Source organism: Georgenia yuyongxinii (assembly GCF_006352065.1).
In the GTDB taxonomy this organism is placed as follows: Bacteria; Actinomycetota; Actinomycetes; order Actinomycetales; family Actinomycetaceae; genus Georgenia; species Georgenia yuyongxinii.
Genome location: NZ_CP040915.1, coordinates 2,184,269 through 2,197,858, shown reverse-complemented (window position 1 = coordinate 2,197,858; position 13,590 = coordinate 2,184,269). Strand labels below are relative to the sequence as shown.

12 protein-coding genes are annotated in these 13,590 nt (G+C 73.7%); all 12 read left to right on the top strand.

Annotation, left to right across the window (positions count from 1 at the left end):
- Positions 1-14 precede the first annotated feature (14 nt).
- The 12 genes from pyrR (at position 15) to metK (ending at position 13,496) form a co-directional block, all read left to right on the top strand.
- Positions 15-602, top strand: coding sequence for a bifunctional pyr operon transcriptional regulator/uracil phosphoribosyltransferase PyrR (pyrR, locus tag FE374_RS09965; protein ID WP_230978567.1), 588 nt, complete (start codon positions 15-17; stop codon positions 600-602).
- A complete protein-coding gene (locus FE374_RS09960) occupies positions 599-1,627 on the top strand; it encodes an aspartate carbamoyltransferase catalytic subunit (RefSeq protein ID WP_139928687.1) in 1,029 nt (342 codons plus the stop codon). The genes pyrR and FE374_RS09960 overlap by 4 nt, the downstream gene beginning before the upstream one ends.
- Entirely contained in the window at positions 1,624-2,946 is a 1,323-nt protein-coding gene (locus FE374_RS09955; protein ID WP_139928685.1) for a dihydroorotase, read from the top strand. Before FE374_RS09960 ends, FE374_RS09955 begins: the two co-directional genes overlap by 4 nt.
- Complete coding sequence (carA, locus tag FE374_RS09950; protein ID WP_139928683.1) at positions 2,943-4,325, top strand: glutamine-hydrolyzing carbamoyl-phosphate synthase small subunit; 1,383 nt, start codon at positions 2,943-2,945, stop codon at positions 4,323-4,325. The genes FE374_RS09955 and carA overlap by 4 nt, the downstream gene beginning before the upstream one ends.
- Complete coding sequence (gene carB / locus FE374_RS09945) at positions 4,325-7,693, top strand: carbamoyl-phosphate synthase large subunit (protein WP_139928681.1); 3,369 nt, start codon at positions 4,325-4,327, stop codon at positions 7,691-7,693. The genes carA and carB overlap by 1 nt, the downstream gene beginning before the upstream one ends.
- A gap of 77 nt (positions 7,694-7,770) precedes the next feature.
- Complete coding sequence (gene pyrF / locus FE374_RS09940) at positions 7,771-8,655, top strand: orotidine-5'-phosphate decarboxylase (protein WP_269142065.1); 885 nt, start codon at positions 7,771-7,773, stop codon at positions 8,653-8,655.
- A 21-nt stretch (positions 8,656-8,676) separates the two neighbouring features.
- Positions 8,677-9,486, top strand: a complete 810-nt coding sequence (locus tag FE374_RS09935; protein ID WP_139928679.1) for a Mut7-C RNAse domain-containing protein — start codon at positions 8,677-8,679, stop codon at positions 9,484-9,486.
- Positions 9,487-9,649: 163 nt separating this feature from the next.
- Positions 9,650-9,961: an integration host factor, actinobacterial type gene (mihF, locus tag FE374_RS09930; protein WP_139928677.1), complete on the top strand. Its 312-nt coding sequence runs from the start codon at positions 9,650-9,652 to the stop codon at positions 9,959-9,961.
- A gap of 45 nt (positions 9,962-10,006) precedes the next feature.
- Positions 10,007-10,612: a guanylate kinase gene (gene gmk, locus FE374_RS09925; RefSeq protein WP_139928675.1), complete on the top strand. Its 606-nt coding sequence runs from the start codon at positions 10,007-10,009 to the stop codon at positions 10,610-10,612.
- 73 nt (positions 10,613-10,685) lie between these two features.
- Positions 10,686-10,949 carry a DNA-directed RNA polymerase subunit omega gene (gene rpoZ, locus FE374_RS09920; RefSeq protein WP_139928673.1) on the top strand — a complete coding sequence of 88 codons (264 nt, stop codon included), beginning with the start codon at positions 10,686-10,688 and terminating at the stop codon, positions 10,947-10,949.
- Between the two features lie 64 nt (positions 10,950-11,013).
- Entirely contained in the window at positions 11,014-12,288 is a 1,275-nt protein-coding gene (gene coaBC / locus FE374_RS09915) for a bifunctional phosphopantothenoylcysteine decarboxylase/phosphopantothenate--cysteine ligase CoaBC (RefSeq protein WP_139931518.1), read from the top strand.
- Entirely contained in the window at positions 12,285-13,496 is a 1,212-nt protein-coding gene (gene metK, locus FE374_RS09910) for a methionine adenosyltransferase (RefSeq protein ID WP_139928671.1), read from the top strand. Before coaBC ends, metK begins: the two co-directional genes overlap by 4 nt.
- Positions 13,497-13,590 lie beyond the last annotated feature (94 nt).

The window sequence follows — 13,590 nt, the reverse complement described above, 5'->3', positions numbered from 1 at the left end:
CCTTTGTGGCCAGCATGCCCATGAGCGCCGGTGCCTCACGCCAGGTGCTCTCCGAGTCGGACGTCTCCCGGTCGTTGACCCGGATCGCCCATGAGATCCTCGAGCGCAACCGCGGCAGCGACGACGTCGTCCTGCTCGGCATCCCCACCCGCGGAGTGCCGCTCGCGGGGCGGATCGCGACTCGGATCGAAGCGACCGAGGGCTCGGGCACAGTCCCGGTGGGCGCCCTCGACATCACCATGTACCGCGACGACCTACGCGGCCAGCCCACCCGGACCCTGGGCCCCACCACGGTCCCCGAGGGCGGCATCGACGGCAAGGTCGTCGTCCTCGTCGACGACGTCCTCTACTCCGGCCGCACCATCCGCGCCGCCCTCGACGCCCTGAACGACCTCGGCCGCCCCCGCGCCGTCCAGCTCGCCGTCCTGGTCGACCGCGGGCACCGCGAGCTGCCCATCCGGGCGGACTACGTGGGCAAGAACCTGCCGACGTCGCGCGCCGAGCGGGTGTCCGTCCAGCTCAGCGAGACCGACGACGGCGCCCCCGACGCCGTCACCATCTCCGGCGGCACCGCCCCGGCCGACGAGGAGGTGGCCCGATGAGGCACCTGCTCAGCGCCGCCGATCTCAGCCACGAGGCCGCCGTCGAGATCCTCGACACCGCCGAGGCCATGGCCACCACCCAGCAGCGCACCATCAAGAAGCTGCCCACGCTGCGCGGCCGCACCGTGGTCAACCTCTTCTTCGAGGACTCGACCCGCACCCGCATCTCCTTCGAGGCCGCCGCGAAGCGGCTCAGCGCGGACGTCATCAACTTCTCCGCCAAGGGCTCGAGCGTGTCCAAGGGCGAGTCGCTCAAGGACACCGCCCAGACCCTGCAGGCGATGGGCGCCGACGGCGTGGTCATCCGCCACCCCGCGTCCGGCGCCCCGTACCGCCTGGCCCACTCCGGCTGGATCGGCGTGCCGGTGCTCAACGCCGGCGACGGCACCCACCAGCACCCCACCCAGGCCCTGCTCGACGCCTTCACCCTGCGCCGGCACCTGCACACCCCCGGTGGCGCACCGGCCCCGGCTGGCACCGACCTGGCCGGCGCGCGAGTCACGATCGTCGGCGACGTCCTCCACTCCCGGGTGGCCCGCTCGAACGTCGAGCTCCTCACCACGCTGGGCGCCCGGGTGACCCTGGTGGCCCCGCCCACGCTGCTCCCGGTCGGCATCGACGGCTGGCCCGCGACGGTGCGGTACGACCTGGACGCCGCCATCGCCGAGGACACCCCCGACGCGATCATGATGCTGCGCGTCCAGCGCGAGCGGATGTCCTCCGCCGGCGGCGGGTTCTTCCCCTCCCCGCTGGAGTACCACCGCCGGTTCGGGCTCGACGGCGCCCGCCTGCGCGCCCTGCCCGACCACGCCATCGTCATGCACCCCGGGCCCATGAACCGTGGCCTGGAGATCAGCGCCGAGGCCGCCGACTCGCCCCGCTCGACCATCATCGAGCAGGTCGCCAACGGGGTGAGCGTGCGGATGGCGGTGCTCTACCTGCTGCTGGCCGGTGGGGACGCCGCCGCCGCACCCGCCGCCGAGATCCGGGCCGCCGCGGTGGCCACCGAAGGGAACGCGTTGTGACCGACTACCTCATCCGGGGGGCCCGCCCGCTGGGCGCCGCACCCGCGGACCTGTTCCTCAGCGGGGGGATCATCGCCGCCGTCGGCTCCGACGCCGGCCGCCTCGCCGGGGAGTCCATCGACCTGGTCACCCTCGACGCCGACGGGCTCGTCGCCCTGCCGGGCCTGGTGGACCTGCACACCCACCTGCGCGAGCCGGGCCGGGAGGACACCGAGACCGTCTTCAGCGGCACCCGTGCCGCGGCGCTGGGCGGGTTCACCGCCGTGCACGCCATGGCGAACACCACCCCGGTCGCCGACACCGCCGGTGTCGTGGAGCAGGTGTGGAACCTCGGCCGGCAGGCCGGATGGGTGGACGTCCACCCCGTCGGGGCCGTCTCCGTCGGCCTGCAGGGGGAGATGCTCGCCGAGCTGGGCGCCATGGCCGACTCCGCCGCCCACGTGCGGGTGTTCTCCGACGACGGCAAGTGCGTGGCCGACCCGGTGCTCATGCGCCGCGCCCTGGAGTACGTCAAGGCGTTCGACGGCGTCATCGCCCAGCACGCCCAGGAGCCCCGGCTGACCGTGGGCGCCCAGATGCACGAGGGTGCCGTCTCCGCCGAGCTCGGACTGGCCGGCTGGCCGGCGGTGGCCGAGGAGTCGATCATCGCCCGCGACGTGCTCCTGGCCGAGCACGTGGGCTCCCGCCTGCACGTGTGCCACCTGTCCACCGCCGGGTCCGTGGACATCGTCCGCTGGGCCAAGGCCCGCGGCATCGCGGTGACCGCCGAGGTCACCCCGCACCACCTGATCCTCACCGACGAGCGGGCCCGCTCCTACGACCCGCTGTTCAAGGTCAACCCGCCGCTGCGCACCGCCGAGGACGTCGAGGCGGTCCGCGCCGGGCTGGCAGACGGCACGATCGACGTCGTCGCCACCGACCACGCCCCGCACGCCGCGGAGGACAAGGACTGCGAGTGGGCCGCCGGCGCCTTCGGCATGACGGGCCTGGAGACGGCGCTGCCCGTGGTCCAGGAGGTCATGGTCGAGACCGGCCGGTTCACCTGGGCCGACGTCGCCCGCGTCCTCGCCGAGGCCCCGGCCCGCATCGGCCGGGTGGCAGACCACGGCCGCCCGCTCGCGGTCGGCGAACCGGCCAACCTCACCCTGGTGGACCCCGCCGTCCGCCGGGTGGTGGACCCCGCCGCCCAGGCGACGCGCTCCGCCAACTCCCCGTTCGCCGGGACGGAGCTTCCCGGCCAGGTCATGGCGACGTTCCTGCGGGGACACGCCACCGTGCTCGACGGCGCCCCCGTGGCGCGTGAGGAGGTGGCGCGATGACCGCGCCCGCCACGAACACCCCGACCACCGCCGCACCCAGGGGCGCGGTGCGCGCACCGGCGCTGCTGGTGCTCGAGGACGGCTACGTGCTGCGCGGCAGCGCCTACGCCGCCACCGGCCGCACGGTGGGCGAGATCGTCTTCTCCACCGGCATGACCGGCTACCAGGAGACCCTCACCGACCCCTCCTACCACCGCCAGATCGTGGTCATGACCGCCCCCCACATCGGCAACACCGGCGTGAACGAGGAGGACCCGGAGTCCGGGCGCGTCTGGGTGGCCGGGTTCGTCGTGCGCGACGCCGCCCGCCGCGCGTCGAGCTGGCGCGCCACCAAGGAGCTGGAGGACGAGCTCGCCGAGCAGGGCATCGTCGGCCTCTGCGACGTCGACACCCGCGCGCTGACCCGCCACCTGCGCGAGCGGGGCGTCATGCGCGCCGGGATCTTCTCAGGTGCGGCCCTGCCCGCCGGCGCCGAGCACCTCACCGAGCAGGCCCGCGAGGTGCTGCTCGAGGTCGTCCGGGAGTCGCCGCAGATGCGCGGCGCCGACCTCGCGCGGGAGGTCTCCACCGAGGAGGCCTACGTCGTCGAGCCGGCGGGGGAGTTCGCCGGGAAGGAGCCGGTGGCCACCGTCGTCGCCGTCGACCTCGGCATCAAGGCCCGGACCCCGCAGCAGCTCGCGGCCCGCGGCGTGCGCGTGCACGTGGTGCCCCAGCGCACCACCCTCGCCGAGGTGCTCGCCCACCGGCCCGACGGGGTCTTCTTCTCCAACGGCCCCGGTGACCCCGAGGCCGCCACCCACGAGGTGGACCTGCTGCGCGGCGTGCTCGACGCCCGGCTGCCGTTCTTCGGGATCTGCTTCGGCAACCAGCTGCTCGGCCGGGCGCTGGGCTACGGCACCTACAAGCTCGAGTACGGCCACCGCGGCGTGAACCAGCCCATCCTCGACCGGACCACCGGCAAGGTGGAGATCACCGCGCACAACCACGGCTTCGCCGTCGACGCGCCGGTGGCCGAGCCGTCCGTCGCGCCCTACCAGGACGGGCGGTACGGCCGCGTGGAGGTCTCCCACGTGTCCCTCAACGACAACGTGGTGGAGGGCCTGCGGGCACTCGACCTCCCCGCGTTCTCCGTCCAGTACCACCCCGAGGCCGCCGCCGGCCCGCACGACGCCGAGCACCTCTTCGACCGGTTCGTGCGCCTCATGCAGACCCAGCCCCACGGTGACGACGACGGCCCTGCCGAAGCACCGCTGGCCGGCTCCGGCAACCCGGCCGCGACCGGCGAGGCCCGCACCCCCGACACCGCCGCCGCTACCACCGCCCCGACCACCACCGCCCCGACCACCACCGCCCCCACCACCGAGAGCGAGGCCCGCTGATGCCGAGGCGCACCGACATCTCCAGCGTCCTGGTCATCGGCTCCGGCCCGATCGTCATCGGCCAGGCCGCCGAGTTCGACTACTCCGGCACCCAGGCGGTGCGCGTGCTGCGCGAGGAGGGCCTGCGGGTCATCCTCGTCAACTCCAACCCCGCCACGATCATGACCGACCCCGAGCTGGCCGACGCCACCTACGTCGAGCCCATCACGCCCGAGGTGGTCGCCACGATCATCGCCAAGGAGCGGCCCGATGCCCTGCTGCCCACCCTGGGCGGTCAGACCGCGCTGAACACCGCCCTGGCCCTGTACGAGAACGGTGTGCTCGAGGAGTACGGGGTCGAGCTCATCGGCGCCTCCATCGACGCCATCAACGCCGCCGAGGACCGGCAGGCGTTCAAGGGCGTCGTCGAGCGCTGCGGCGCCGAGAGCGCCCGCTCGGCGATCGCGCGCACCCTGCCCGAGGCCCACGCGATCGCCGCCGACCTCGGCTTCCCGCTGGTGGTCCGCCCGTCCTTCACCATGGGCGGCCTCGGCTCGGGCATGGCGTACACCCCCGAGGACCTCGACCGCATCGCCGGCGCCGGCCTGCACTACTCGCCCACCACCGAGGTGCTGCTGGAGGAGTCCATCCTCGGGTGGAAGGAGTACGAGCTCGAGCTCATGCGCGACAAGGCGGACAACGTCGTCGTGGTCTGCTCGATCGAGAACGTCGACCCCGTCGGGGTGCACACCGGTGACTCCATCACCGTGGCGCCCGCGCTCACCCTGACCGACCGCGAGTTCCAGAAGCTGCGCAACGTGGGCATCGCGATCATCCGCGAGGTGGGCGTGGACACCGGCGGGTGCAACGTCCAGTTCGCCGTCGAGCCCAGCACCGGGCGCGTCGTCGTCATCGAGATGAACCCGCGCGTCTCGCGCTCCTCGGCGCTGGCGTCAAAGGCCACCGGCTTCCCGATCGCGAAGATCGCCGCCCGCCTGGCCGTGGGCTACACCCTGGACGAGATCCCCAACGACATCACCGGCTCCACCCCGGCCTCATTCGAGCCCACCCTCGACTACGTCGTGGTCAAGGTGCCCCGGTTCGCTTTCGAGAAGTTCCCCGCCGCGGACCCGACGCTGACCACCACGATGAAGTCCGTCGGCGAGGCCATGGCGCTGGGCCGCAACTTCACCGAGGCCCTTCAGAAGGCCATGCGCTCGATCGACAAGACCGGCGCCGTCTTCCACTGGGACGGGCCCCGGCCCGACGCCGAGACCGTGGCGGCGCTGCTGGAGTCGGTGCGCACGCCCACCGAGCACCGGCTCGTGGACGTCCAGCAGGCCATGCGCGGCGGGGCCACCGTGGAGGAGCTCTTCGAGGCCACCGCGATCGACCCGTGGTTCCTCGACCAGCTCGTGCTCATCGAGGAGGTGGCCGCCGAGGTCCGCGACGCCGGCGCCCTGACCGAGAGCGTGCTCCGCCTCGCCAAGCGGCACGGCTTCTCCGACGCCCAGATCGGCCGCCTGCGCGGCCTGGGCGAGGAGGCCGTCCGCGAGGTGCGCCACGCCTACGGGCTCCGCCCGGTCTACAAGACCGTCGACACCTGCGCGGCCGAGTTCGCGGCCCTGACGCCGTACCACTACTCCGCCTACGACACCGAGACCGAGGTGCGGCCCCGCGAGCGGGAGGCCGTGATCATCCTCGGCTCCGGGCCCAACCGGATCGGGCAGGGCATCGAGTTCGACTACTCCTGCGTCCATGCCACCATGGCCCTCGCGGAGCGGTACGAGACCGTGATGGTCAACTGCAACCCGGAGACCGTCTCCACCGACTACGACATCTCCGACCGGCTCTACTTCGAGCCGCTGACCTTCGAGGACGTCCTGGAGGTCTACCACGCCGAGCTGGCCGCCGGACCGGTGGCCGGTGTCGTCGTCCAGCTGGGCGGGCAGACCCCGCTCTCCCTGGCACAGCGTCTCGCCGACGCCGGGGTCCCGATCCTGGGCACCCAGCCCGACGCCATCGACGCCGCCGAGGACCGCGGCGCGTTCGGCGCCGTCCTCGACCGCGCCGGGCTGCCGGCCCCCGCGTTCGGCACCGCGACGACGGCGGAGCAGGCGCACGCCGTCGCCGCCCGGATCGGCTTCCCCGTCCTCGTGCGGCCGAGCTACGTGCTGGGTGGACGCGGCATGGAGATCGTCTACGACGAGCCGGGTCTGCACGACTACATCTCGCGCTCCGCCCTTGGCGGGCACACCGGCGGCTCCGACGCGTCCAGGCGTCCGGCACCGCTGCTCATCGACCGGTTCCTCGACGACGCGATCGAGATCGACGTCGACGCCCTCTACGACGGCACCGAGCTCTTCCTCGGTGGGGTCATGGAGCACATCGAGGAGGCGGGCATCCACTCCGGGGACTCCGCATGCGTGCTGCCGCCGGTGACGCTCTCCGAGACGGAGATCGCCCGGATCCGCCGCTCCACCGAGGCCATCGCCGAGGGGGTCGGGGTGCGCGGGCTCATCAACATCCAGTTCGCGCTCGTCTCCGACGTCCTGTACGTCATCGAGGCCAACCCCCGCGCGTCGCGCACGGTGCCCTTCGTGGCGAAGGCCACCGGCGTGCCGCTGGCGAAGGCGGCGGCGCTGATCATGGCGGGGGAGACGGTCGCGTCGCTGCGTGAGCGCGGGATGCTGCCCGCGCAGGACGCCACGGTCGTCGACCTGGACGCCCCGCTCGCCGTGAAGGAGGCGGTGCTGCCGTTCAAGCGGTTCGCGACGGCGGCCGGCACCGTCGTGGACACCGTCCTCGGCCCGGAGATGCGCTCCACCGGCGAGGTCATGGGGCTCGACGCGACGTTCCCGCTCGCGTTCGCGAAGTCCCAGTCCGCGGCCTTCGGCGGACTGCCCACCTCCGGGCGTGTGTTCGTCTCCGTGGCCGACCGGGACAAGCGCTCGATCGTCTTCCCGGTCACCCGGCTGGTGGAGCTCGGCTTCGAGATCCTCGCGACCGGCGGCACCGCCGCGGTGCTGCGCCGCCACGGTGTGCACGCCACGGTGGTGCGGAAGGCGTCCCAGGGCCGCGGTCCCGGTGGCGAACCGACCATCATCGACCTCATCAACGACGGCAGCGTCGACATGGTGGTCAACACCCCCAGCGGGCAGGGTGCCCGTGCCGACGGCTACGAGATCCGCACGGCCACCACCGCAGCCGACAAGGCGATCATCACGACCGTGCAGCAGTTCGGTGCGGCCGTACAGGCGATCGAGGCGGTCACGGCCGGGCCGTTCACCGTCCGCAGCCTGCAGGACCACGACGCCGACCGTGCCGCCCGCACAGGGACGCCGGTGGCCGCGGTGCCCGCCACCGTGCCGGCCGGGCGGCTCTCGTGACCGGGACCGAGGTGCCGGTCCACGCGGACGGGCCCCGAGCCGGCGGCGGGTCCGGCGCCGCGCCCGCCCCGGCAGGGCTGCGGCACTTCGGGACCCGGCTCACCGCGGCGATGCACGCGCATGGTCCGGTGTGTGTGGGCATCGACCCCCACCCCGGCCTGCTCGAACGGTGGGGGCTCGGCGACGACGTCGACGGGCTGCGCCGGTTCGCGCTGGGCGTCCTCGAAGCCATCGGTGGCCGCGTGGCCGCGGTGAAGCCGCAGTCGGCGTTCTTCGAGCGGCACGGCGCCCGCGGCGTCGCGGTCCTCGAGGAGGTCCTGGCGGTCGCCCGGTCCGCCGGCACGCTCACCGTGCTGGACGTCAAGCGCGGTGACATCGGCTCGACCATGGCCGGCTACGCCGACGCGTACCTGCGCGACGGCGCCCCGCTCGCGGCCGACGCGGTGACCCTCTCGCCCTACCTCGGCTTCGAGTCGCTGCGACCCGCCCTCGACCTGGCCCGGCAGACCGGGCGCGGTGTGTTCGTGCTCGCTCTCACCTCCAACCCCGAGGGCGCCGCGGTGCAGCACGCCCGGACCGCCGGCGGGTCGGTCGCCGGCCAGATGGTCGCCGGGGCCGCGGAGGAGAACGCCCGGGTGCTCGCCGAGGCCGGCCCGGACGGTTCTGGGGCGGACGGTGTGGCGGCCCTCGGACCCGTCGGACTGGTCGTCGGGGCCACGACCGGCAGCGCGGTGCACGAGCTGGGACTCGACCTCGCAGCGGTCCGCGGACCGCTGCTCGCCCCCGGCGTCGGGGCCCAGGGCGCCGGGGCCGCCGAGCTTGCCGAGGTCTTCGGTGACGCCCGCACCCAGGTGCTCGCCGCCACCTCCCGCGGCGTGCTCCGTGCCGGCCCCGAGCCGCACGCGCTCCGGGACGCCCTCGACGCGGCGGTCGACGCCGCCCGGGCGGCGCTCACCCTGTAGGCCGGCCGGGGGAGGGGTGGCATGGAACGGCACGACGGCGGCTCGAACGGCCGGTCGTCCGTGGCGCCGGACGGGCCACCCGGGCGTCCCGTCGCTGCACCCGTCGGCACGCTCGACGTCGTGGTCGACCCCGACCTGCGGCTGCACCTGCCACCAGCCCGCCGCGCGGACCGCGTCCAGGTCCGCACGACGTCGACGGTGACGGTCGGGCACGTCGTGCAGTCCCTCGGGGTACCGCTCACCGAGGTGGGCGTCCTCGAGCTCGACGGCGTGGGCGTGGACCCCGGCACCCGGGCCGTCGGGCGCCGCCTTGTCGTCACGCCCGTGCCACACCCGCAGCCCGTGCCCACCTGGCCGCCCCGGTTCGTCCTGGACGTCCACCTCGGTGCCCTCGCCCGCCGACTCCGGCTCGTGGGGCTCGACGTGGCCTACGAGCGCGACGCCGACGACGACTCCCTGGCCGCGCAGGCGCTCGCCGGCGACCGCGTGCTGCTCACCCGCGACCGCGAGCTGCTGCGCCGTCGGCTGCTGTCCGTCCCGCCCCGGCACGGCGCGTTCGTGCACGCCACCGCGACGGACGAGCAGATGGTCGAGGTGCTGCGACGGTTCGCACCGCCGTTGGCACCGTGGACGCGGTGCCTCAGGTGCGGGGCCCAGCTGGAGCCCGCTGCCAAGGCGGAGCTGGCGCACCTGCTGCCCGCGGGCACCCGGCGCACCTACGAGGAGTTCGCGCGCTGCACCGGGTGCGGGCGACCCTTCTGGCGCGGTGCGCACAGCGCCGGCCTCGAGGCGGTGGTGCGCCGGGCGCAGGAGGCTCTTCATCACATGTGACGGGCCCCGAGCCGCAGGACGGGACCGCCGGCATTCACCGCCCTCACCGTGACGGGTCCGTCGGCATTCACCGCCCCGACCGGGACCGTTGCCGGTACCTTGGTGACTCGTTAGCCTCCACCGCACCGACCCCTGCCCATCTGCGAACGACGAGGTGACCGCCGTGGCTCTGCCGCCGTTGACCCCCGAACAGCGTGCCGCCGCACTGGAGAAGGCAGCCGCCGCCCGCACCACGCGGGCGGAGGTCAAGAACAAGCTGAAGTACTCCCAGGTGCGGCTCTCGGAGGTGCTCGAGGCGGCCCGCACGGACGAGGCGCTGGCCAAGCTCAAGGTGGTCTCGCTGCTGGAGTCGCTGCCCGGGATCGGCAAGGCGACCGCCCGCTCGCTCATGGCCGAGATCGGTATCTCCGAGGCTCGGCGGGTCCGGGGGCTGGGACCGCACCAGGCGGCGGCGCTGGTCGAGCGGTTCGGCTGAGGACGGTCTCGGTAGCTGCTGCCGGGTGCTGGCAGGATGGCTCGCATGACTGAGCCCGCCCCTGCGACCGCCATCCCGACCACCCAGCGCGCCCGCCTCACGGTGCTCTCGGGTCCCACGGCCGTCGGCAAGGGCACCATCAGTGCCGAGATGCGCCGTCGGCGCCCGGAGCTGTGGATCTCCGTGTCCGCCACCACCCGCCCGCGCCGGCCCGGCGAGGTCGAGGGTGTGCACTACCACTTCGTCACCGCCGAGCAGTTCGACGAGATGGTCGCCACCGGGCAGATGCTGGAGTGGGCGGTCGTGCACGGGGTCCACCGGTACGGCACCCCGCGCGAGCCTGTCGAGCGTGAGCTGGCCGGGGGCCGGCCTGTGCTGCTCGAGCTCGACCTGCAGGGGGCACGTCAGGTGCGCGTGGCCATGCCGGAGGCACGGTTCGTGTTCCTGGAACCGCCGACCTGGGAGGAGCTCGTCCAACGGCTGGTCGGCCGCGGCACCGAGGGCCCGGAGGAGCGGGAGCGGCGCCTTGTCACCGCCCGCCAGGAGCTCGCCGCCGTGTCCGAGTTCGACGACGTCGTCGTCAACGACGACGTGGCACGCGCCACGGAGGAGCTCATGAACCTTATGGGCCTGCGGGAGCAGGTAGTATAGAAGGCTGTATGCGTCGGGCGCCCGTGCCGGGGCGCCGCCCGCGATCCACCCGACCAAGCGAAGAAGGTCACGCATGTACGGAACCGTCGCCGCCCCCGAGGGCATCACCGACCCGCCCATCGACGAGCTGCTGGAGAAGGTCGACTCCAAGTACGCCCTGGCGATCTACGCCGCCAAGCGCGCCCGGCAGATCAACACCTACAACGCGCAGCTGCAGGAAGGTCTCCTGGAGTTCGTCGGCCCGCTCGTGCCGGCCGCCCAGGAGGACAAGCCCCTGTCCATCGCGATGCGCGAGGTCAACGAGGGCATGCTCACCCTGACCCGGATTGAGGACTAACCTCGTCGGCATGACGGAGTCCTCCGAACGCGCCGCCACGCCCCCTCCGGGGACGGGCGGCGCGTTGCGTGTCGTCCTGGGTGTCACCGGCGGCATCGCGGCCTATAAGGCGGTCTTCGTGCTCCGGCTGCTCCGGGAGGCCGGGCATCGCGTGCGTGTGGTGCCCACCGAGGCGGCCCTGCGGATGGTGGGGCGACCCACCTGGGAGGCCCTGTCCGGCGAGCCTGTGCGCACCTCCGTCTTCGACGACGCCGAGCACGTGGACCACGTGGCCCTCGGCCGCGGCGCCGACTTGGTCATCGTGGCCCCGGCGACGGCGAACCTCCTCGCCAAGGCGGCCGCCGGGCTCGCCGACGACCTGCTCTCGGCCACCCTGCTCACCGTCACCTGCCCGGTGCTGCTCGCCCCGGCGATGCACACCGAGATGTGGCAGCACGCGGCCACCCGAGCCAACGTGGCAACCCTGCGTTCGCGCGGCGTCCACGTCCTCGAGCCCGACTCCGGGCGCCTGACCGGGGCCGACACCGGGCCGGGCCGGCTGCCCGAGCCGGCCACGATCGTCGAGGCCGCCCTGGGTCTGCTCGGTCACGTCACCGGTGCCGCCCCCTCCGCCGCCTCGCCCGCGACCCCCGTGCCGGCCGGGCCGGACCTCGCCGGCCGCACCGTCGTCGTCTCCGCCGGCGGCACCCGCGAGCCGCTGGACCCCGTGCGCTTCCTCGGCAACCGCTCCAGCGGCCGGCAGGGCGTCGCCCTGGCCGTCGCCGCCGCCCACCGCGGGGCCCGCGTCACGCTCGTCGCCGCCAACGTCGAGGACGTCATCCTGCCCCGCGAGGCCAACGTCGAGGTCCAGCAGGTCGAGACCACGCTGCAGCTGCGCGACGCCGTTCGCGCGGCCGCGACGAGCGCCGACGTCGTGATCATGGCCGCCGCGGTAGCCGACTTCCGGCCCGTCGCGTCCGCCGGCCACAAGATCAAGAAGACGTCCGGCGCCCCCGCGCCCATCGAGCTGGTCACCAACCCCGACATCCTCGCCGAGCTCGCCGCCGACCGGCTGCGGCGCGGCCAGGTGGTTGTCGGCTTCGCTGCCGAGACCGGGGACGGGCAGCGCGGCGTCCTCGAGCACGGCCGGGAGAAGGCACGCCGCAAGGGCGCCGACCTGCTCGCCGTGAACGAGGTGGGCGCCGACGTGGGCTTCGGTGACGTGCCCAACGAGGTCACCGTGCTCGACGCCGCCGGCGACATCGTCGCCCGGGCCCGCGGCACCAAGGGCGACGTCGCGGAGGCGCTGCTGGACGCCGTCGCCGACCGTCTGCGGGCGACCACTACGATCGTCCGGTGACCTCTCCCGCCCACGCAGCCCGCCAGTTCACGTCCGAGTCAGTGACCGAGGGGCACCCGGACAAGGTGTGCGACCGGATCTCCGACACGATCCTGGACGCGATCCTCGAGCAGGACCCGTCGGCGCGGGTGGCGGTGGAGACGATGGTGACCACCGGCCTGGTGCACGTGGCCGGTGAGGTCACGACGTCCGCGTACGTGGAGATCCCGCAGATCGTCCGGCAGGAGGTCACCCGGATCGGGTACACCTCCTCGAAGATCGGGTTCGACGGGCGCTCGTGCGGGGTGTCGATCTCGATCGGGCAGCAGTCGCCGGACATCTCCGCCGGGGTCAGCAAGTCCGTGGAGGGCCGCGACGACACGGCCGCCCTGGACCCGCTGGACGTCCAGGGCGCGGGGGACCAGGGCCTGATGTTCGGGTACGCGTGCGACGACACGGCGGCGCTCATGCCGGTGCCCATCTACCTGGCGCACCGGCTCGCGGAGCGGCTGGCGCTGGTGCGCAAGGAGGGGCTGGTCGCGGGGCTGCGCCCGGACGGCAAGACCCAGGTGACCATCGGCTACGAGGGCGACCGCGCGGTGTCGGTGGACACGGTGGTGGTCTCCACCCAGCACGACGGGTGGGTGCGCCAGGACCTTCTCCGGGGCCAGGTCGAGGAGGCCGTCGTGGCACCCGTGCTCGCGGCCGCCGCGCTCGACCTGGACACCGACGGGTTCGACCTGTTGGTCAACCCGACGGGGAAGTTCGAGGTCGGTGGGCCGATGGGCGACGCCGGGCTCACGGGCCGGAAGATCATCGTGGACACCTATGGGGGCATGGCCCGGCACGGCGGCGGGGCGTTCTCCGGGAAGGACCCGTCCAAGGTGGACCGGTCCGCGGCGTACGCCATGCGATGGGTGGCCAAGAACGTGGTTGCGGCAGGGTTGGCGCGCCGGTGCGAGGTGCAGGTGGCGTACGCCATCGGCAAGGCGCACCCCGTGGGCCTGTACGTGGAGACCTTCGGCACCGAGGCGGTGCCGGTGGAGCGGATCCTGGCGGCGATCCGGGACGTGTTCGACCTGCGTCCTGCTGCGCTCATCCGGGACCTTGACCTGCTGCGGCCGATCTACCGGCACACCTCCGCCTACGGGCACTTCGGGCGCGAGCTGCCCGAGTTCACCTGGGAGCGAACCGACCGGGTCGGCGACCTCCAGGCCGCCGTCGCCTGACGGTCGGGTCGGGCTGTGTGGACCGCCGCGTGCAGGCGCCGCGGTGGCCACGCGGGCTGTATGGACCGACGCGTGCAGGCGCGGGACTCTCTTC

Coding starts and splice junctions, on each gene's coding strand:
- pyrR (WP_230978567.1), top strand. CDS start 15: ATGCCCATGAGCGCCGGTGCCTCACGCCAGGTGCTCTCCGAGTCGGAC.
- FE374_RS09960 (WP_139928687.1), top strand. CDS start 599: ATGAGGCACCTGCTCAGCGCCGCCGATCTCAGCCACGAGGCCGCCGTC.
- carA (WP_139928683.1), top strand. CDS start 2,943: ATGACCGCGCCCGCCACGAACACCCCGACCACCGCCGCACCCAGGGGC.
- carB (WP_139928681.1), top strand. CDS start 4,325: ATGCCGAGGCGCACCGACATCTCCAGCGTCCTGGTCATCGGCTCCGGC.
- FE374_RS09935 (WP_139928679.1), top strand. CDS start 8,677: ATGGAACGGCACGACGGCGGCTCGAACGGCCGGTCGTCCGTGGCGCCG.
- gmk (WP_139928675.1), top strand. CDS start 10,007: ATGACTGAGCCCGCCCCTGCGACCGCCATCCCGACCACCCAGCGCGCC.
- rpoZ (WP_139928673.1), top strand. CDS start 10,686: ATGTACGGAACCGTCGCCGCCCCCGAGGGCATCACCGACCCGCCCATC.